We start from the raw sequence: 19,984 nt of genomic DNA, 5'->3' as shown, positions 1-19,984 counted from the left end.
GAGATCTAGGTGCGCTGCGACGGGATGGGTGTGGCGAAAGTGAGTGGCGACCCGGATATGCCGCCGAGTTGCCGGACGCCCGCCCGAAGGGCGTCGATCACCGGGCGCAGCGCGGTGTGGTTGGCGTCGCGGACGGTCACGCAGGTCTCCATCCGCAGCGTCGCACCGCCATCGTGGATCGGCACCCACTTGAACCGGTGGGCCTCGCGGCCGCCGAAGACCATGCCGGCCTTGTAGGGCAGCGCGACGTCGGACGGGACGACCAGGATGCGGCCGCGGTCTCGCCCGGGGCGGCGGCGTTCGCTCTGCAGGCGGATCACGCTCGTCGCCGTCTCGTAGGTCTCCATCGCCACCCGGCGGGCCGGGTCGGGGTCGGGGATGCCGGCGGCGGCGATCGCGTCTTCGAGTACCCGCCGGGCGCGCACGTCGCGCGGCTGCAGGAACGCCTCGTAGTCGCTGACGAGGTCGGCCAGGGAAAGCCGGTCTCCCGGAAAGTCCCGGTCGATCATCGCCTCGAGCCGGGCGTCGTAGAGGTGGGTCGAGCGCAGCCCGGGCCGGCGCACCGGCGGGCCGATGATCAAGTGGAACTCGTTGCGCAACAGCCGGTCAACGGGGTCGCCGAAGAACTGGTGTTCGGCCCGGAGCGGCTGGGAGAGGTATTCGACCCGGAGCTTGTCGCCCTCGGCGGTGCGCAGCCGATCTTCGGCCAGCGCGACGAATTGGGTGTGGTGCGGGCCGCAGGCCAGCGTCCAGACGGTGGGCTCGGCGGCGGCGGAACCGATCCGCTCGTGCAGCGCGACGACCTGGCGGGCGATCTGCAGGACCCGCTCGCCGGCCGGGGTCAGCAGGTAGCGACGGTCGACGTTGCGCCGCACCAGCGGCTCGCCGACGTAATTCTCGATCTTGCCGATCCGGTGCTGCACGGATTGGCGGCTGTAACCGCCGTGCAATCCGGCCATCCGGCGGGCGGCGTCTTCATAGGAGCGCTCTTCGGCGAGCGCGATGAACGCCCGGAAGTCCCACTCGTCGAGTGGTTTCGGGCGCTGTTTCGACACGCATTCAACGTAACGTGGTTGGCTAACCACCAGAAGTGTCGCATTGACGATACCGACTGGCCACCGCGCGTCGGCGTGTCGCCGAGCCGCCGGTGACGCTGAGAAATCGCTCTCCCCCGAATTGTGATCCACGTCACTGTCAGGGAAACGACTGGCACTGATTTATCGGCATTTACTGCCCGCGACCCCACGTTACGTTCTGTCGCGCGTCACCCAGAGCGAGTCTGCCGCAAACGCGGATTGCGGTTGCCCGGACACCTGCCACCCGACCCCACCGTTCGACCGTCCGAAGAGGAGTAGAAAGGCAAGGCGGCTGCTCCGCTGGCTTCGGGGCAGCCGCCACATGTCCGACCGCTGAGGAGCAGACATGTCCTATCGGCAGATGGTGCGTGAGCGCGTTCGAAAATATCCACCTCTTCTCCGCCGCTGGCGCCGTGCTCTCGGCGCTCCCTCCGGAGCCTCACACAACACCGACCGGCCCGACGCACATCGGGTACGTCGAAGCTGCGCGTCCAGGCGCCCGGCGGCACCCGCGGGCCACCTCGACAGCGCGGCGTCGGAGGTGCACGCGGCCCGGGTCGCGATGCGCAACGCGTTGCTGGCGCTGGACGAGGCGATCAGCCACGGCGAGCCCCTCGACCCGGCCTTCCGCCGCCTCATCCACACCGAGATCACCGGCACCCGCGAAGAGGCCGCCCTGCTCACCGCCCGACTGACCACGATCGCCTAAACCGGCCGCACCGGCGCGAGGCCGAGTTCTTCGGCGCGGGTCCAGACCGCCTCCATGGCCTGGTCGGGGTCGCGGTGGAAGAGGCTGGCCCGGAGGCGCACGAAGACGCAGTTGCCGACCCGTTCCAGCACCGCCTGGCGGCGCAGTTCGGCGGCGAACGCGGCCGCGCCCCGGTAGCGGTCGTCGCAGGCGATCGCCAGTCGGCGGCCGTCGGGGGCGTTGACCACGAAGTCGATCCGGTAGTCGCCGAGCTGGAAGCGCGGCACCGGACGCAGCCCGGCCGCCGTCAACCGGCGCCAGACCTCACGGGTGAAGCCGCTCTCCAGGGCCGGGTCGTCCGTGGCTTCGGAAACCGTGCCGGCCGGACGGGTCGCGTACGACAGCAGCAGCGCGCGGGCGTCGTCCGGGTTGAGCTCGCCGGCGTTCACCGAGTGGAAGACGAACAGCTGGTCGCGGGCCCGGGACGCGGCGACGTTGACCCGCCGGTGGTAGTCGCGCTTGGTGAACGCGCCGATCGTGCCGTCGGCGGTCGCCACCACCGTGGACAGGAGCACCACGTCGCGTTCGTCCCCTTGGAACGTGTAGGCGTCGCCCACCCGCAGCGCCCGCCGCTCGAGTTCCTCGGTGCCGAGTTCGGCGCGCAGGCGGTGTTGCAGGTAGTCGGCCTGGCCGCTCGTGGACAGCAGGCTGACCACGCCGATCGTCCTGCCCCGGTAGGCCGGGTCCGCCGCGATCGCCGTCACCTGGGACACCAGGGCCTCGGCCTCGGCGACGTTGACCTCGCCGTACTCGGGGACGGTGACCCGGCGGCCGTCGGGGACGTGCACCGCCGTGACCGCGACACCGAGCCCGGCCGGCCGGTCGGCGCGCAGCGGCTGGATCTTGCCGTCGTAATAGGTCTCGCTGGAGAAACCGATGATCGCCGGGACGCTGCGGAAGTGCTCGGTCAGCAGGATGCGTTGGGGCGAGCGGCGTACGGCGTGGTCGTAAAGGCTGCTCTCGGTGTCGAAGTGCACCGCCGACGGCACGCCGGCCGGCGCCAGGTGGGTCGCGATCAGCGCGTTGACCCGGTCGGCGGGCAGGCCGACCAGTTGCGGGCCGATCTGCTGGTCGTCGCCGACCACGACGGCGCGGTGGGCCAGCCCGAGCACCGGCAGCGCGAAGATGTCGGCCTGGGACGCCTCGTCGACCACCACCACGTCGAAGATCGGGCCCGCGCCGGGGAACTGCTCAAGAGCACGGTCAACCGACATGATCCACACGGGTACGGCCGTGACCGCCTCGGCCATCGCCCGTTGCGCCGCGGCCTGCCAGTGGGCCGCCGTCTTGCCAGTGCCCTTGCCGATCTTGCGCAGCGCGGCCGTCCAGTCGGCCAGGGCGGCCTTGCGGCGGTCGTCGAGGGTACGCGCGACCTCCAGCCACGCCGACCCGACGACCAGCTCGCCGGTCAGCCGCCGCTCCTGGTCGCGGGCCCGCTCCAGCCGCCGGCCCAGCTCGTCGTCGCCAACCCCGTGGGTGCCGGCCACCTCGTCGAACCAGGTCTGCGCCTGCCGCCAGGCCCAGGCCCGCAGCGCCGCGTCGCCGCCGGTCGGAGCGACGCCCCGGTCGTAGGCCGCGGCCCACTGCGGCGCGACCGCGGCCAGCCGGGCGTGCAGCGCGGCGAACCGGGTCGCGTCCGGCCTGATGCTCCACAGCCGACGGACCTCGGCCAGCGCAGCGTTCCAACCCACCGCGTCGTCGGTCGACCAGGCGGCAGCCAGTTGGCGCAGCACCGGCGGCGCGCCCGGCGTGGCGGTGACCCGGGCCAGCCACTGGCCCATCGCGCGCTGCGCCGCCTCGATCCGGTCGACGGTGAACACCGCGAGGGCGGCCTCGGTCAGCTCGGCGAGGTCGGCCAGCCCGCCCGCGTCGACCGCGCGGGGGCAGGCCGGCACCAGCACGGCGAGGTGTTCGCGCAGGGCGGGCCAGCGCCGGCTCTCCCAATCGAGCGCGTCGAGCGCCTCGGCGAGCAGCCGCCCGGCCCAGATCTCGGGCTCAACCGAGACGCCGCCGGCACCGGCCGATGGAGCCGCAGCGTCCGCCGGCATCCAGGCTCGTGGAGTCGCGGCGTCCGCCGGGAGTGGGGCGCCGAGCCGGTCGGCCCACTCCGCCCACCGCGCGGCGAGCTGCGCCCGCAGCTGCAGGCGCTCGACGAACGCCGCCAGCAGGTCGACGTCGGCCGCCGCCCGCGGCTGTTCGCCGTCGATCCGGCAGTCGCCGACCACCTTGGCCAGCTCGCCGTGGGTGAGCCTTCGGACCGGCTTGCCGGCGGCGAACCGCTCGCGGATCTGGCCGAGGTGGGTGAGCAGCCGGCGGGGCTGGGCCAGATGCTCCTCGGCGATCTCCACCCGGTGGCCGGACAGCGCCGCCGTGCGCCGGCCCAGCTCGCCTAGCATCCGCTGGCTGGCGGCGACCTGCTCGTCCCACACCGACTGCCAGCTCGGCTCGCGGATCAGCCGGCCGAGCCGGTCGGTCCAGCTGCCGGCCCGGCGGGCCAGCGTCTCGGCGGCGGTGCGCAGCGCACCGGCGAGTTCGTCGACCGCCTCGGGGCCGAGCCGGCGCGCGCCGTCGGCGTCGACACCGCGGTCGCGGGCCTGCTCGGCCACCTTGACCGCGTCGGCGAGCGCCGCCCGCTGTGCGGCTACCGCCTCGCCGGTCGGCAGCGCGTCGTCGGCCGGCAGGTCGGCCAGCGCGCTGGCCCGGTCGGCCGCCGGTATCCCCCGCGCCAGGTCGCCGAGCAGGCCGAACTCGCCCGCGGTCAGCGGCGCCGGGGTGCCGGGCGGGACCGGGTCGGGCACGATGCCGTCGGCCTGGGTGCGGCGCAGCCAGTCGCCGACCTCGGCCGGCGAGGAGGGCACCCCCGCGACCGGATACGTCGTCGCCTCGCGCTCGGCGACCGCGAGCAACTCGTCGCGGGCCCGGGCGAACCGGTCGTGTGCGGCGTCGATGTCGGCGGTGATCCGGCCGACCTCGTCGGCCGCCGCCGTGCGGTCGAGGGTGGCGGCGCGGTCGGACAGCTCGCGGGCCGCGATCTGGAGTTGCACGAGCTGGTCGGCCGAGCGGCCGAGCACGGCCAGGCACAGCGGCTGGATCTCGGCGGGCAGGCCGTCGCGGAGCACCCGCAGCGGGTCTTCCTTCTGGGCCAGCACCAGCACCCGCTTGCCGTGCGCGACCAGGTGGCAGATCAGGTTGCGGATCGTGTGCGTCTTGCCGGTGCCGGGCGGGCCCTGCACGGCGACCGTGCGGTGGGCAGCCAGCCGGGCGGCGATCGACTCCTGCGCGTCGTTGGTCGCCATCGGCATCAGCAGCCGCTCGCCGGTGCGGGTCCAGGCGTCGGGGTCGTCGTCGGGCATCCGCAGCGCGCTGGGCTCGTGCGCGAGGATGCCGGCCAGGGCGCCGACCCCGCCGTCGCCGGGCGCGGCCAGCCGGTCGCGTTCGGCCTCCAGGAACCGGCGGACCATCCGCTGGCGCGGCCGCAGGAACAGCACGCCGGTGTCGTGCACGTGCGGCTCGTCGACCGGCTCGGCACCGAACCGGAGCCGCGGCTCGTAGCCGAGCCGGCGCAGCGCGCGGCCGGCGAACTCCTGCCGCTCGGCGGCGTCCCACGGGTCGACGTCGACCAGGCCGCCCGGGCCGGCCAGGTCGAGCAGGTCGCCGACCCGGCGGTTGTCGAGCCCGCCGAGCGCGTCGACCTGCAGCCGGGCGGGGCCCTGCGGGTGGACGGTGACGGTGCTGGTCTCCGGGTCGTAGTCGATCGCGACCGGGGTGGCCAGCAGCGGGTAGCGGACCGGTTCGCCGCCGACCGGCGCGTCGAGGATCGCGTGGCCCCAGACGAGTTCGACCCGCGCGGAGTCGACGTCGACCCGGTAGCGCAGGTCGTAGAGGCGGTCGTGCAGGGCCCTCACGGCGGCCGTCCGGCGGTGGGCGGTCGCCCACGGGCGCCACTCCTCCTCCATCCACCGGCTGAACGCGGCCGCGCGTATCTCATCCTGATTTTGCAGGGTTGGTGGGTTTTCCGCGGTCAGGTCCCAGACCAGGTGGCGCAGCAGCGGCGTCGGGATGGACGGAGGCGGCGGCGCGCCCGGCCGGCCGACCCGCAGCCAGCCGGCACCGGGTTGCCGCGGGCCGAGGTCGACGGCCGGGTCGGTGGGCAGGTCGTCGTGCCAGTAGGCGTCGGCCGGCGGGATCGTGCGGACCGGCTTGTCGAGCAGCGCGCGGACGGCGAGCAGGTATTCCGCGAGCGCTCCGGCACGCTCGCGGATCTCATGTGGCGCGTCGGCGCCGCCCGGCTGCTCCATCGCTGTCCGACGGTAACGCGGCCGGGCCAGTCAGACGAGTTTCACGCCGGTCGGTCGTGGACGAGTTCGCGGACGGAGGCGTATTGGTCGCGGATCGCCGGCACCGGGCGGGCGTCGTAGTGCTCGACCCGGCCGGTCGCCCATGCGGGCGGCGCGGGCTGGTCGGAGACCACCCAGGCGGCCTGGCGGGCCGCGCCGTCGGCGACGTATTCGCCGGGCTCGGGCACCACGACGCCGCAGCCGAAGATCTCCGGCGCGATCCGCCGGACCGCCTCGCTGCGCGCACCGCCGCCGATCAGGATCACCCGGTTGACCGCGGCGCCCTCGGCGATCAGCGCGTCCAGGCCGTCGGCCAGCGCGCAGAGCATGCCCTCGACCGCGGCCCGGGCGAAGTGGGCCGGCGTCGAGTTGCGCAGCGTCAGGCCGTGCACCGCACCGGTCGACAGTGGCCGGTTGGGGGTCCGCTCCCCCTCCAGGTAGGGGACCATCACCAGGCCGTCGGAGCCGGACGGCGCCTCGGCCGCGAGCTCGGCGAGCCGGCTGTGCGAGACGCCGAGCAGCGCCGCCGCCGCGTCGAGCACCCGGGCGGCGTTGAGCGTGCAGACCAGCGGCAGGAACCGGCCGGTGGCGTCGGCGAAGCCCGCGACGATGCCGCTGGGGTCGGCGGCCGGCAGGTCGGCCACGCTGAACACGGTGCCGGACGTGCCGATCGAGACGACCACGTCGCCGGGCTGGGCGCCGACGCCCAGCGCGGCCGCCGCGTTGTCGCCGGTGCCCGGGCCGAGCGCGGCGCCCCCGGGCAACCGGCCGGCGAGGCCGGTGGGTGCCAGCACGGTGGGCAGGTGCGGCTCGCGACCGAACGCGAGCGACAGCAGGTCGGGCCGGTAGACGCCGGTGGCCGGTGACCAGTAACCGGTGCCGCTCGCGTCACCGCGGTCGGTGCGCAGGTCGGCCAGGTCGCCGGTGCCGCCGAGCCGCCAGGTCAGCCAGTCGTGCGGCAGGCAGACCGCGGCGGTGCGGGCGGCGTTGTCGGGCTCGTGCTCGGCCAGCCAACGCAGCTTGGTGACGGTGAAGCTGGCCACCGGCACCGAGCCGACGGCGTCGGCCCAGGCCTTCGGGCCGCCCAGCTCGGCGGTCAGGTCGGAGGCGGCCTGGGCCGAGCGGGTGTCGTTCCAGAGCAGAGCCGGGCGGACGACCTCGCCCGACTCATCGAGACAGACCATGCCGTGCTGCTGGCCGCCGACGGCGACCGCGGCCACGTCGTCGAGGCCGCCGGCCTGGTGCGTGGCCTCGCTCAGGGCGCGCCACCAGGCGTCCGGATGCACCTCGGTGCCCTCCGGATGCGTGGCGCGCCCCTCGCGGACCAGCGCGCCGGTCTCGGCGTCGCGGACCACCACCTTGCACGACTGCGTGGACGAGTCGACGCCGGCGACCAACGGCATGGTCATCTACTCCTTAGCCCCGGGCGCCGAGCAGGTGCTCGAGCGCCAACTGGTTGAGGCGGACGAAGCCGAAGCCGCGCTCGGCGACCGTGTCGGCGTCGAACTCCTCGTAGGCGGACCGGTCGTTGAGCAGGTCGGTGTAGCTCTCGCCGGTGGACAGGGTCGGCTCGCTCAGCTCGCCGACCTTGCTCACGGCGAACGCCTCCTGCACCTCGGGGTCGGCCCGGAACGCCTGCGCCCGCTCCTTGAGCAGCAGGTACATCCGCATGTTGGCGGCCGCCGAGGCCCACACGCCGTCGACGTCCTCGGTGCGCGACGGCTTGTAGTCGAAGTGCCGCGGGCCGTCGTAGGCCGGGCCGCCGCCGGGCGCGCCGTGCTCGATCAGGTCGACGAGGGCGAACGCGTTGGCCAGGTCACCGTGGCCGAAGACCAGGTCCTGGTCGTACTTGATGCCGCGCTGGCCGTTGAGGTCGAGGTGGAAGAGCTTGCCGTGCCACAGCGCCTGTGCGATGCCGTGCGCGTAGTTGAGCCCGGCCATCTGCTCGTGCCCGACCTCGGGGTTGAGGCCGACCAGGTCGCCGTGCTCCAGGCTCCCGATGAACGCCAGCGCGTGGCCGACCGTCGGCAGCAGGATGTCGCCGCGCGGCTCGTTGGGCTTGGGCTCCAGCGCGAAGCGCAGGCCGAAGCCGCGGTCGATCGAGTATTGCGCCAGGAAGTCGACGCTCTCCCGGTAGCGGTCGAGGGCCGCCTGCACGTCTTTGGCCGAGTCGTATTCGGAGCCCTCGCGGCCGCCCCACATCACGTAGGTCTGCGCGCCCAGCTCGGCGGCCAGCTCCATGTTGCGCATCACCTTGCGCAGCGCGAACCGGCGGATCGAGCGGTCGTTGCTGGTGAAGCCGCCGTCCTTGAACACCGGGTGGGTGAACAGGTTGGTGGTCACCATCGGCACCACGATGCCGGTCTCGTCGAGCGCCTTGCGGAACCGGGAGATGTGCTCGTTGCGGCTCGCGTCGTCGGCGCCGAACGGGATGACGTCGTCGTCGTGGAACGTCACGCCGTAGGCGCCCAGGTCGGAGAGCCGGTGCACCGACTCCACCGGGTCGAGCGGCGCCCGGGTGGCGTCGCCGAACGGGTCGCGGGCCGGCCAGCCCACGGTCCACAGGCCGAACGAGAACTTGTCGGCACGGGTGGGATCGGCTGCCATCGGGGCCTCCTCCGAAGAAGTCTGGTTTCGAACTCGTTAATTTGTTTAGCGGTTGAATTATTTGACTCCGCCATGGCAGTGTCAAGGCGTGGAGAGCGGATATCCGGTGCGGCAGGCCAGTGTGCGTGCCCACAACCTGGCCCTGGTGCTGCGCCAGGTGGCCGCCGCGCCGCGCCCGCCGTCCCGCGCCGACCTGGCCGCCAGCACCGGCTTGACCCGGGCCACCGTCTCCGCGCTCGTCGACGACCTCGCCGCCGGCGGCCTGATCAGCGAGGTCGGTCCGGCGCCGCGGACCGGCGCCGGGCGGCCGGCGGTCGGGCTCGTCCTCAACGGGTACGGCCCGGCCGGGCTCGGCCTGGAGATCAACGTCGACTACCTGGCCGGCTGTGTCGTCGACCTGTCCGGCACGGTCCGGCACCGCCTGGTGCTGCACGGCGACCAGCGGCTGCTCGGCCCGGCGGCCGTCCTCGACGCCGTCGCCGGCCTCGGCGCGCGGCTACGAGCGGAGGCGGCCGCGGCCGGGCGGGTGGTCGCCGGCGCCGCCCTGGCCGTCCCGGGCCTGGTCTCCGGCGCCGGTCTGGTGCACCGGGCACCCAACCTGGCCTGGCACGACGTCGACGCGGCGGTCGCACTTGCCGGCGGCCCGCTCGGCGACCTGCCGCTGACCATCGACAACGAGGCCAACCTGGCCGCCCTCGCCGAGTTGGACGCCGACGGCGACGGGCTGGACAGCTTCGTTTACGTCTCCGGCGAGATCGGCATCGGCGCCGGCATCGTGCTGCACCGCGCCTTGTTCCGCGGCGCCCGGGGCTGGAGCGGCGAACTCGGCCACGTCTGCGTCCGCCCCGACGGCCCGCCCTGCCGGTGTGGCGCGCTCGGCTGCCTGGAGCAGTACGCGGGCCAGGAGGCGCTGCTGCGCGACCTGCCGGCGGGCGAGACCGGCCTGGCGCGGCTGCGCGACGACGCCGCGCTGGCCGCGGGCCGGCTGCCGGCCGCGGGCACCTCGCTGGGTGTCGCACTGGCCGGCGTGGTCAACATGATCGACGTCGACACCGTGGTGCTCGGCGGCATCTTCGGGCCGCTGGCGCCGTGGCTGGCGCCGGCGGTCGAGGCGGAACTGGCCCGGCGGGTGCTGACCTCGGCGTGGTCGCCGATGACGGTGCGGGCGTCGGCGCTGGGGCCGGCGGCGGCCTCGGTCGGTGCGGCCGGCGCGGTGATCCGCGACATCCTGGCCGAGCCGGCGGAGTGGGTCAGGCCGTGAGCGCGTCGGAGTCGGGCTTGCCCATGGCGTCGCCGAACTCGCTGAGCCCGCGCAGCAGGCCCTGCCGGGCGGCCGGGCTCATCTGCTCCAGCACCTCGCGCAGCCGTCGCTGACGCTCGTTGCTCAGTTCCTCCAGCAGCCGCAGGCCGGTCTGGGTGAGGTGCAGCGAGATCTCGCGCCGGTCGGTGCGGCCGGGGAAGCGCTCGATCATCCCGGCCGCGACGAGCCGGTCGCAGAGGCGGCTGGCCGACGAGAGGATCATGCCCAGGCTGCTGGCCAGACCACGGAGGTTGAGGCCGTCGAACTCCTCGACCACCAGCATCGCCCGCAACTGTGACCCCGAGACACGATCGGCGGCACCTTCGCGTGCCGCGTCCCACACGGACAGCAACGCCTCGGCCGCGCTGTCGAGTGCAGCGGCCTGGGCGGCGACGTCGTTGGACGCATGGTGATCGGCCATGGTGGGAAAACCCTACCTCGGCGGCGTTGGTCGCCACCTCGGCGAGGGGACCACTGATGAACGAACGGTTAGTCGATGTCGAACGCGCGCTGGCGCATGCGGAGGCCGACGCGCTCGTGCAGCGGCTCAGCGAGGAGGTCGAGAAGCACTACGGGGTCACTGACGTGGAGTTGTTCCTGGTCGACTACCGGCTCTCCGCGTTGCTGCCGCTGGGTGGCGGCGAGGCGCTGACGCATCCCGGGCACCCGGCCTGGCGGAGCTTCGACCACCAGTCCGAGGTTTTCGACGACGACGTCCTGTTCCTCCCGGTCACCATGCGCGGTGACCGGATCGGCGTGCTCCGGCTGGCCTCGGTGCCGGGCGACGACGAGGCGGCGCACGGCGAGCTGGCCCGGCTGGCGGCTTCGCTCGCGCACGAGGTGGCCGCGGTGCGTGGCAGCACCGACGCCTATCTGGTCGCGGCGCGGGCCCGGCGGTTGACGCTGGCCGCCGAGATGCAGTGGGAGCTGCTGCCCGGGCGGAGCCGGAGCCGACCGTCGTTCTCGCTGGCCGGTCAGCTCGAACCGGCGTACGCCGTGCGCGGTGACAGCTTCGACTGGGCCGACGACGGGCACCGGCTCTGGATGTCGGCCGTGAACGGCTCCGGCGAGGGCGTCGCCGCGGCGATGTTGACCAGCCTGGCCACGCACGCCCTGCGCAACGCCCGCCGTGGCGGGCTCGAACTGGCCGACCAGGCGGCGCTGGCCGACCAGGCGATCTTCGCGCATTACCGGGGCGAGCAGCACCTGGCCGCCCTACTGCTCTCGGTGGACCTGGACAGTGGCGTGGTCACCGCCGTCGACGCCGGCTCACCGCGGTTGCTGTTGCTGCGCGGCGAGGAGGCGTCCGATGTGGAGCTCGAGGCGCAGCTGCCGCTGGGCATGTTCGACGGCACCATCTACCGGCCGCAGACCTTCGATCTGGAGGTGGGTGACCGGCTGTTCGTGATCAGCGACGGCGTCTACGACGCGGCCAACCAGACCGGCGGGCGGTACGGCGACACCGCGTTGACCCGCTTCGTGCGGCACAGCCGGCGGCAGTCGCCGCTGGACGCGGTGCGCGCGCTGCTCGGTGAGCTGCGCGCGCACGTCTCGGCCGACCTGGTCGACGACGCGGTCGTGGTGTGCCTGGACTGGAACGGACCCAAGAGTCAGTAGGCGCCGCGGCTGGCGACCACCGCGCCGACCGTCTTCCACAGAATCGCCAGGTCGGCGGTCAGGCTCCAGTTCTCCACGTAGTAGAGGTCGAGCCGGATGCCGTCTTCCCAGCTCAGGTCGGAGCGGCCGCTGACCTGCCAGAGCCCGGTGATGCCGGGCTTGACCAGCAGCCGGCGGGCCACGTCGCCGTCGTAGCGGGCCACCTCGCGGGGCAGCGGTGGGCGCGGGCCGACCAGGCTCATCTGGCCGAGCAGCACGTTGACCAGTTGCGGCAACTCGTCGAGCGAGTAGCGGCGCAGGAACCGGCCGACCCGGGTGACCCGCGGGTCGTCGCGCATCTTGAACATCAGCCCGTCGGTCTCGTTGCGCGCCTTGAGCTGCGCCAGCACCTCTTCGGCGTTGACCACCATGGTGCGGAACTTGAAGACGCCGAACTCCTTGCCGGACATGCCCACCCGGGTCTGCCGGAAGAACACCGGGCCACCGCCGTCGAGCTTGATGGCGATGGCGATCGCGATCAGCAGCGGGGATGCCAGGGTGAGCGCGCACAGTGCCGCGGCCCGGTCGAAGAATCCCTTGACCAGCTTGCGTCCGCCGCGGAACTCGGGTGCCTCGACGTGGATCAGCGGCAGCCCGGCGACCGGTCGGGTGTGGATGCGGGGGCCGGCCACATCGGTCAGCGCCGGCGCCAGCACCATGTCGACGCCGGTGCCCTCGAGCTGCCAGCCGAGCCGGCGCAGCCGGATCGCGGTCAACTCGCCGGACGTGGTGACCGCGACCGTGTCGACGCCGGTCGACTCGACCGCTTCCAGGACGGTGCGGAACGAGCCCACCACCGGCACGTCGCCGAGGCGCTGCGGCACCGGCGCGATCAGCGCGTCGGGGATGCACGCGCCGACCACGTGGTAGCCGGCGTAGGGCTCGCGGCGCAGCGTGGCGACGAGTTCGTTGATGTGCACGGCGTCGCCGACGACCAGCACCTGGCGCGACCAGGAGCCGTCGCGCTTGCGGGCGTGGTGCAACCACTTGCGGGCGGCGTAGCGGCCGCCCACGAGGCCGACCAGGCCGAGCGCGAAGCTCAACACCAGGAACCAGCGGGCGACGCCGAGGTCGACGACGTAGCCGACGATCGCGATCGCGCCGGCCAGCCGGACCGTCGCGGCCGACACCCGCCGGTATTCGTCGACGCCGTAGCCCATCAGGCCGATGTCGTAGCTGCGCATCAGCTTGAGCGACAGGAGCCAGACCAGACCGAGACCGACCATGATCAGGGCGTACGGCGTCGAGTCGCGCGGCGCCCCACCGCCGAACCGCTCGGAGAGCCCGCCGAACCGCACGGCGTATCCGCCGAGCACCGCGAGCGTGACCATCGCGACGTCGACCAGGAAGACAGCGCGCACATAGGTGCGTTGGCGGGCGCGTACCAACGCGGCGTTGACAGAGTCGCGCCCGGTTTCCGGGCGCGCGGCAGCAGGGTTTACCAGCGTCGCCGACGTCACAAAGCCCTCCCCAGCTCGTGGGTGTCGACGCACCGGAGTGCGGTGCCTGGACATCTTCGCCCATCCGCCGTCACCCGGTGGAGCTGGGACAGAAAACCGTCACTTGCTTGACGGCAAGCCGTTAGCTAGGCAAACGACAGGGGTGGCTTCACTTGCCGACGTTGGGGCGCAGCGAGATCGCCTGCAAGAAGATGTCGGAGATCTTCGCCGGGTCCTTGGCCACGAAGACACCACCACCGGTGACCTTGGTGATCTGGTCGAGTGGGCCGCGGTTCACCTCGTCGCCGAGTCCGATGATGATCAGCTGGACCGGCCTCTTGTCGTCCTTGATCTTCTTCAGCTCGTTGAGCAGGGCCGGGTGGCTGATGCCGCCGTCGGGGTCGTCGTTGCCGATGCCGTCGGTCAGCAGCACGATCGAGTTGACCCGGCCGCCCTGCCAGTCGGTCTGCACGTTCTTGTAGGCGGCGAGGATCGTGTCGTAGAGACCGGTGTCGCCGCCCTTCTTGGGCTTGACGGCGCCGAGTTGGGCGGCCAGCTTCGTCCGGCCGCTGGAGACCGGTTGGATCGGCACCAGTTCCTTGTAGTCCTTGCCGCCGCCGAGGTTGCTGGAGAACACCCAGAGCCCGACCGCCCAGTCGTCGCTGAACAGACCGAGGCCCTTGGCCGCGGCCTGCTGGGTGAGCTGCATCCGGGTGGCGTTGCCGGCGCTGGGCACCTTGCCGCCCATCGTGCCGGAGATGTCGATGACCGCGAGCAGCCGGCCAGGCAGCGTGACCGCCGTCCAGGTGGCCAGCGTGCGGTCGATGACGGCCGGGTCGGAGCTGCCGGCCGCGGTGCCGCCGGAGTTGCCGGACGAGGTCACCTGTGGGGTGCCGGCCGGGCTGGGCGCGCCGGCCGGCGCCTCGAAGCCGTCGCCCCAGGTGCCGTCGGCGGCGCGCAGGTGCTCGGCACCGAGTTGGTTCTTGAAGTCCTTGGTGGTCAGCACCCGGAACAGGCCCTCCGCCGCCTTCGCCTTCACCGGGTCGGTGCCCGGCATGACCGCGTAGGGGTAGTCGAGCGAGGTCGGAGCCGGTTCCAGGTAGAGCGCGGCCAGCGGGATCGGCGGCTTCTGCGCGTTGTATTGCACGACGTCTTCTTCAGACAGCGGCGCGGCGGAGAGCGCCTGCGCGATGCTGGCCGGGTCGGTCGCGTTCGGGAACTTGGCGAGCAGGTCCTCGCGGAGCGCCGACTTGCCGGAGGCGAGCGCGCGCAGCACCGAGGTCTGCGCCTCCTGCCCCTGCGCGCCGAGCTTCCCGGCCTGTTCGCCGAGAGCGAGCAGGCCGGACAGGCCGGCGGCGTCGCGGGTCGGCTCGACGATGCCGGGCTTGATCGAGTTGCTCGTGGTCAGCTGGCTGAGCAGGTCCTGCCAGCCGAGTTTCTTCTGCGGCCAGCCGATGGCGGTGGCGACCGGCTCGGGCATGGCGATCACGACCGGGCTGCGGGCGATCGACTCGCCGTTGGTCGGCGCGAAGCCGGACGCCGCGCTCTGCAAGCGCATCAGCCAGGTCGACGAGTCGGGCACCCAGACGTCGGGCATCGTGGCGTTGCCGTTGGCCAGGCCCACGCCCGGAAGGGCGACGCCGTGCTTGCCGGCGACCACCGCCGCGACGTCGACCGGCTCCTGCGCGACCACGTCGACCGCGACGCAGACGCCGTCGGCCTGTGCACCGCCGTCGACCCACGACTTGGCGGCGGTCTTGATCGCCGGCGCTATCTCCGACGCGGCGGAGACCGTCAGCTTCGCCGAACCCGAGCAACCGGGCTGACTTACCTGTCGGTAACCGAAGTAGACGCCAACGGAGACGAGGACAAGCGCCATCGCGGCGGCGATGACGCCAGCCCCGCGGAACTTCATACGCATGCGATGCCGGCCAGACACCCGACCATCTTGCGTAGCGAGGCCCCACATCGCCAGGTACGTTCGGCTTAAAGTTACGCAGGAGCAACGAAGGGATCGGTTTTCGTCACTTCCTGTGACTGCGATACTCCAACGAGTCCACGAAACCTCTTACGCGGCAACCTTTTCCGCGGATCCCGAAATGACGGTCTCGCGCGGAGCTAATACGCAAGTCGGACTTGCCACCGCGACCGGATCGGCGACCATCGTCGGCACGCCGGTGCGCGGATCGACAGCGAACGCGCTCACCGAGTTGCCGAGCTGGTTGGCGACATAGAGGTGGTCGCCGGCCAGCGCCAGGTGTCGCGGCCACCGACCGCCGCAGTCGACCTCGGTAACCAGCCGCGGCGCGGCACCGTCCAACGCGAACACCGACAGGGTGTCGACGCCCCGCGTGGCCAGGTAGAGATAGCGGCCGTCGGCCCGGCAGGCGATCTCCGACGGGAACTTCTCGCCGGGCCGGGTGCTCGCCTCCAGCCGGTTGCGCTCGCGCCAGCCCTCTGCCCCGATCTCGAAGCTGGTGACCATCGCGTCGAGCTCGTCGACCAGGTAGGCCCGGTGTCCGTCGGGATGCCGGGCGATGTGCCGGGGCCCCGCCCCTGCCGTGACCCGCAGCGGGTCGCCGGCCGGCACCAGCCGGTCGTCGACGACCCGGTAGGGATAGAGGCCGTCGGTGCCGAGGTCGACGGCGACCAGCGGGCCGCCGGCCGGGTCGATGGAGATCATGTGCAGGTGCGGGCCGGCCTGCCGGTCGCGGTCCGGTCCGTGCCCGTCGTGCACCACCAGGTCGCTGCGGGCACCCACCGCGCCGGTTTCCGGATCCAGCGGGTGTACGGAGATCGAGCCGCTCGCGTAGTTCGCGGCCAGCAGGTGGCCGCCGTCGGCGGTGACCGCGACGTGGCACGGTTCGGTGCCGCCCGTGCCGGCCCGCCCGCGGGGCTGCAGCGGCCCGGCGCCGTCCACCGCCCAGCCGCTGACCTCGCCCTCGGCCAGTTCGTTGGCCGCGTAGAGCACCGGCAGCGTCGGGTGCCAGGTCAGGAACGACGGCGACGGGGTACGTGCGACCACCGGTCCGGGACTCAGGCGCCCGGTGGCCGGGTCGCGGGTGACGGCGACGATGCCTTCCCCCGTACCGCCGGATTCCCTGGTGTAACAGCCGAGGTACAGGCGTTCGTCGGTCACGCGGTTGATCAAATCATTCCCCGCCAAGGACTGCGCGCCGGCCGTCGATCCTATAGGATCTTTGATTGTGCAGCCCGCCCGACGGATCACGCTGACCGACGACGTCTACGCCGCCGTGCAGGCCCTGATCATGGATCACGAGGTGCAGCCCGGCGCCCGGATCAACATCGACGCGCTGGCCCGCCGGCTCGCCGTCTCACCCACCCCGGTCCGCGAGGCGCTGGCCCGGCTCGAGTCCGACGGCCTGGTCAGCAAGACCCCGCTGGTCGGCTACACGGCGACGGCGCTGCTGACCCGGGCCCAGTTCGAGGAACTGGTCGAGATGCGGCTGATCCTGGAGCCGGTCGCCGCCGCCCGGGCCGCCGGCGCCGGTCTCGACGACACCGACCTGACCGGCCTGCGCACGGCCGCTGACCTGCCGGGCCCGGCCGGCGCCGACGGCTATGCGGCGATCGCGGCGTTCACCACCCAGGACGCCCGTTTCCATCACGCGCTGGCCGGCCTGTCCGGCAACCGGATGCTGCACGACGCCGTGGTCCGACTGCGCGCCCACCTGCACCTGTTCCGGCTGCATTTCCCGGCCGCGCACTACGGGATCAGCGCCCGCGAACACCACCGGGTGGTCGACGCGGTCGGCGCCGGCGACCCCGACGCGGCCGCCGCGGCGATGCGCGACCACCTCACGGCGGCGCGCGACCGCCACCTGCCCTATTTCGAGACGCGGTGAGCCCATGCGGATAGCCCTTTTTGTCACGTGCGTCAACGACCTGATGTTCCCGGACACCGGCAAGGCGGTGGTGACCGTCCTTTCCCGGCTCGGACACGAGGTCGAGTTTCCGCTCGACCAGACGTGCTGCGGCCAGATGCACGCCAACAGCGGATACCGCGAGGAGGCGCTGCCGCTGGTGGCCAACTTCGTCAAGACCTTCGACGCGTACGACGCGATCGTGGCGCCGTCCGCATCGTGCGTGGCGATGGTCCGGGAGAGCTATCCACGGCTCGCCCCGTCGGCCGCGCTGTCGTCGGTGGCCGGGCGCACGTACGAGCTGTCCGAGTTTCTGGTCGACGAACTGGGGGTGACCGACGTGGGCGCGCGGTTTCCGCACACGGTGACCTACCACCCGACCTGTCACGGGTTGCGGATGCTGCGGCTCGGCGACCGGCCGCGCCGCCTGCTGGAGGCGGTCGAGGGCCTGACGCTGACGCCGCTGGACGGTGCCGAGGAGTGTTGCGGCTTCGGTGGCACCTTCGCGCTGAAGAACCCCGGCGTCTCGGGCGCGATGCTGGCCGACAAGTGCGCCGCGGTTCTAGCCACCGGGGCGTCCTATCTGGCCGCCGCCGACAACTCGTGCCTGACCCACATCGGCGGCGGCCTCTCCCGCCGCGACGCGCAGGTCACCCCGATCCACTACGCCCAGATCCTGGCCGCGCGATGAGCGGGACCGGCAACATCGTCGCCCGGCTGCCGTTCCCCACCGCCGCGCGGCGCGAGTTGGGCGACGAGCAACTCCGCCGCAACCTGCGCAAGGCGACCCACACGATCCGCGACAAGCGGCTGCGGGTGGTCGGCGAGGTGCCCGACTGGGAACTGCTGCGGGTGGCCGGAGCCGCGATCAAGGACGACGTGCTGTCCCGGCTGCCGTCGTTGCTCGCCGAGTTCGAGGCGGCAGCCACCGCGGCCGGTGCGACGGTGCACTGGGCGCGCGACGCGCAGGAGGCGTGCACGGTCGTCGCCGACCTGGTGCGCGCGACCGGCACCGCCGAGGTGGTCAAGGTCAAGTCGATGGCGACCCAGGAGATCGGTCTCAACGAGGCACTGTCCGCGGTCGGGATCAACGCGGTCGAGACCGACCTGGCCGAACTGATCGTGCAGTTGGCCGACGACACCCCGTCGCACATCCTGGTGCCGGCGATCCACTACAACCGCAGCCAGATCCGCGACATCTTCGCCCGCCGGATGCCGGGCGTCAATGTGGCCACCTTGACCGACGATCCGCCGGCTCTGGCGGAGGCGGCCCGGCGCCACCTGCGCTCCCGATTCCTCTCCACCAAGGTCGGCATCTCCGGCGCCAACTTCGCGATCGCCGCCACCGGCACGCTGGCGGTCGTCGAATCGGAGGGCAACGGGCGGATGTGCCTGACCCTGCCGGAGACCCTTATCTCGGTGGTCGGCATCGAGAAGCTGCTGCCGACGTTCCGTGACCTGGAGGTCTTCCTCCAACTGCTCCCTCGGTCGTCGACGGGCGAGCGGATGAACCCCTACACCTCGCTGTGGACCGGCGTCACACCCGGCGACGGACCGCAGACGGTGCACATCGTCATGGTCGACAACGGCCGCACCGACACGTTGGCGGACCCGGTGGGCCGCCAGGCGCTGCGCTGCATCCGCTGCTCGGCGTGCCTCAACGTGTGCCCGGTGTACGAGCGGGTCGGCGGCCACGCCTACGGCTCGGTCTATCCGGGCCCGATCGGCGCGATCCTGTCACCCCAGATGAGCGGCGAGGGCGCCAACCGCACCCTCCCTTACGCGTCCACCCTGTGCGGGGCCTGCTTCGACGCGTGCCCGGTGCGGATCGACATCCCGCAGGTGCTGGTCCACCTACGACAGTCCGGCGTGGACGCCGCGCGCGGCCGCCCGTCCACCGAGCGTGCGGCGATGCGCACGATGTCGTTCGTCATGCGCGACCGCCGCCGTTACGCGGCCGCGCTCCGGGCGGCCCGGCGCGGCGCGGCACCCTTGCGCGTCGTGGCCGGTCGCCGCGGCGCGATCCGCCGCCTGCCGTGGCCGCTGTCGGCCTGGACCTCGTCCCGCGACGCCCCGCTCCCCGCGAAGCAGACCTTCCGCGAATGGTGGACCCGTGAGCACTCCTCCTGACCCCGCCCGCGCGGAGATCTTCCGCCGCATCGAGTCGGCCCGCCCGACGGCCACGGTCGAGGTGCCCCGCAGCTACGACCAGGACGACGGCCCGGCGGGCGCAGACCTGATCGACCTGCTGGTCGAGCGCCTCGAGGACTACCGCGCGGCGGTCCACCGCTGCACCCCCGCGGACCTGGCCGCGGCAGTGGCCAGCTTCCTGGCCGACGCGTCGACCGTCGTCCTCCCGCCCGGCGCACCGGCGGAGTGGCTCGCGGCCCGCAACGCCGACCCGGCCCGCAACGGCGACCCGGCCCGCAACGCCGACCCGGCCCGCAACGCCGACCCGGCCCGCAACGCCGACCCGGCCCGCAACGCCGACCCGGCCCGCAACGCCGACCCGGCCCGCAACGCCGACCCGGCCCGCGACGCCGACCCGGCCCGCGACGGCGAGGCCGTCCCCGACCGCGGGGCCGTCCGCGACGGCGATCCAGCGCCGCTGACGGTGACCGACCTGGACGCGCCGGGCGTCGCGGTGGTGACCGGGTGCGCGGTGGCGGTGGCCGAGACCGGGACGCTGATCCTCGACGCCGGCCCGGACCAGGGTCGCCGCCTGCTGACGCTGGTGCCCGACCACCACGTGTGTGTCGTGCGCGCGGACCAGATCGTCGCCCGCCTGCCCGCGGCGCTGCGCCGCCTCGACGACCCGACCCGCCCGCTCACGATGATCTCCGGCCCGTCGGCGACCAGCGACATCGAACTCAACCGCGTCGAGGGCGTGCACGGCCCCCGCCGCCTCGACGTCGTCATCGTCGGGTGACCGACCTG

15 protein-coding genes are annotated in these 19,984 nt (G+C 72.9%); 7 read left to right on the top strand and 8 right to left on the bottom strand.

Features of this window, described 5'->3' with window-relative positions:
• Positions 1-5: 5 nt before the first annotated feature.
• A complete protein-coding gene (locus AB0J74_RS34175; RefSeq protein ID WP_363455764.1) occupies positions 6-1,055 on the bottom strand; it encodes a LysR family transcriptional regulator in 1,050 nt (349 codons plus the stop codon).
• A gap of 562 nt (positions 1,056-1,617) precedes the next feature.
• On the opposite strand from AB0J74_RS34175, the gene AB0J74_RS34170 reads away from it, so the two are divergent.
• On the top strand, positions 1,618-1,785 hold the full coding sequence (locus tag AB0J74_RS34170; RefSeq protein WP_363455761.1) for a hypothetical protein: 168 nt from the start codon (positions 1,618-1,620) through the stop codon (positions 1,783-1,785).
• On the opposite strand, the gene AB0J74_RS34165 is transcribed toward AB0J74_RS34170, so the two are convergent.
• Genes AB0J74_RS34165 through xylA form a run of 3 tightly spaced genes read right to left on the bottom strand, consistent with a single transcriptional unit; the run spans position 1,782 to position 8,768 of the window.
• Positions 1,782-6,122 carry an AAA domain-containing protein gene (locus AB0J74_RS34165; RefSeq protein ID WP_363455759.1) on the bottom strand — a complete coding sequence of 1,447 codons (4,341 nt, stop codon included), beginning with the start codon at positions 6,120-6,122 and terminating at the stop codon, positions 1,782-1,784. The genes AB0J74_RS34170 and AB0J74_RS34165 overlap by 4 nt on opposite strands.
• Before the next feature lie 41 nt (positions 6,123-6,163).
• Positions 6,164-7,564, bottom strand: a complete 1,401-nt coding sequence (gene xylB / locus AB0J74_RS34160; RefSeq protein ID WP_363455856.1) for a xylulokinase — start codon at positions 7,562-7,564, stop codon at positions 6,164-6,166.
• Positions 7,565-7,577: 13 nt separating this feature from the next.
• Complete coding sequence (xylA, locus tag AB0J74_RS34155; RefSeq protein ID WP_363455756.1) at positions 7,578-8,768, bottom strand: xylose isomerase; 1,191 nt, start codon at positions 8,766-8,768, stop codon at positions 7,578-7,580.
• 88 nt (positions 8,769-8,856) lie between these two features.
• Here xylA and AB0J74_RS34150 point away from each other — a divergent pair, with 88 nt between their 5' ends.
• Positions 8,857-10,029, top strand: coding sequence for an ROK family transcriptional regulator (locus AB0J74_RS34150; protein WP_363455754.1), 1,173 nt, complete (start codon positions 8,857-8,859; stop codon positions 10,027-10,029).
• Here AB0J74_RS34150 and AB0J74_RS34145 read toward each other — a convergent pair.
• A complete protein-coding gene (locus AB0J74_RS34145; protein WP_363455751.1) occupies positions 10,019-10,489 on the bottom strand; it encodes a MarR family transcriptional regulator in 471 nt (156 codons plus the stop codon). The genes AB0J74_RS34150 and AB0J74_RS34145 overlap by 11 nt on opposite strands.
• A gap of 56 nt (positions 10,490-10,545) precedes the next feature.
• On the opposite strand from AB0J74_RS34145, the gene AB0J74_RS34140 reads away from it, so the two are divergent.
• The gene (locus AB0J74_RS34140) at positions 10,546-11,685 is read left to right on the top strand and encodes a PP2C family protein-serine/threonine phosphatase (protein WP_363455748.1); all 1,140 of its coding nucleotides are present in this window, start codon (positions 10,546-10,548) and stop codon (positions 11,683-11,685) included.
• On the opposite strand, the gene AB0J74_RS34135 is transcribed toward AB0J74_RS34140, so the two are convergent.
• From AB0J74_RS34135 to AB0J74_RS34125, 3 genes are all read right to left on the bottom strand, one after another.
• Positions 11,679-13,184, bottom strand: coding sequence for a sugar transferase (locus tag AB0J74_RS34135; RefSeq protein WP_363455746.1), 1,506 nt, complete (start codon positions 13,182-13,184; stop codon positions 11,679-11,681). The two genes, AB0J74_RS34140 and AB0J74_RS34135, sit on opposite strands and share 7 nt — an antisense overlap.
• A 148-nt stretch (positions 13,185-13,332) precedes the next feature.
• Positions 13,333-15,084, bottom strand: coding sequence for a substrate-binding domain-containing protein (locus tag AB0J74_RS34130; protein WP_363455853.1), 1,752 nt, complete (start codon positions 15,082-15,084; stop codon positions 13,333-13,335).
• 147 nt (positions 15,085-15,231) lie between these two features.
• Positions 15,232-16,311, bottom strand: a complete 1,080-nt coding sequence (locus AB0J74_RS34125) for a lactonase family protein (protein WP_363455850.1) — start codon at positions 16,309-16,311, stop codon at positions 15,232-15,234.
• Between the two features lie 58 nt (positions 16,312-16,369).
• Between AB0J74_RS34125 and AB0J74_RS34120 the strand changes: the two genes are divergently transcribed.
• Genes AB0J74_RS34120 through AB0J74_RS34105 form a run of 4 tightly spaced genes read left to right on the top strand, consistent with a single transcriptional unit; the run spans position 16,370 to position 19,976 of the window.
• Positions 16,370-17,029: a GntR family transcriptional regulator gene (locus tag AB0J74_RS34120; protein ID WP_363455744.1), complete on the top strand. Its 660-nt coding sequence runs from the start codon at positions 16,370-16,372 to the stop codon at positions 17,027-17,029.
• 4 nt (positions 17,030-17,033) lie between these two features.
• Positions 17,034-17,738 (top strand): (Fe-S)-binding protein, encoded by a 705-nt coding sequence (locus tag AB0J74_RS34115; RefSeq protein WP_363455742.1) that lies wholly within the window; start codon positions 17,034-17,036, stop codon positions 17,736-17,738.
• Positions 17,735-19,177 (top strand): lactate utilization protein B, encoded by a 1,443-nt coding sequence (locus AB0J74_RS34110; RefSeq protein ID WP_363455740.1) that lies wholly within the window; start codon positions 17,735-17,737, stop codon positions 19,175-19,177. Before AB0J74_RS34115 ends, AB0J74_RS34110 begins: the two co-directional genes overlap by 4 nt.
• On the top strand, positions 19,161-19,976 hold the full coding sequence (locus AB0J74_RS34105) for an LUD domain-containing protein (protein WP_363455737.1): 816 nt from the start codon (positions 19,161-19,163) through the stop codon (positions 19,974-19,976). The genes AB0J74_RS34110 and AB0J74_RS34105 overlap by 17 nt, the downstream gene beginning before the upstream one ends.
• Positions 19,977-19,984 lie beyond the last annotated feature (8 nt).

Origin of the sequence: Asanoa sp. NPDC049573 (genome assembly GCF_040676615.1) — a bacterium.
Taxonomy (GTDB): Bacteria; Actinomycetota; Actinomycetes; order Mycobacteriales; family Micromonosporaceae; genus Asanoa.
Note: the sequence above shows the minus strand (reverse complement) of the source record. Positions and strands in the feature narration are given on the sequence as shown.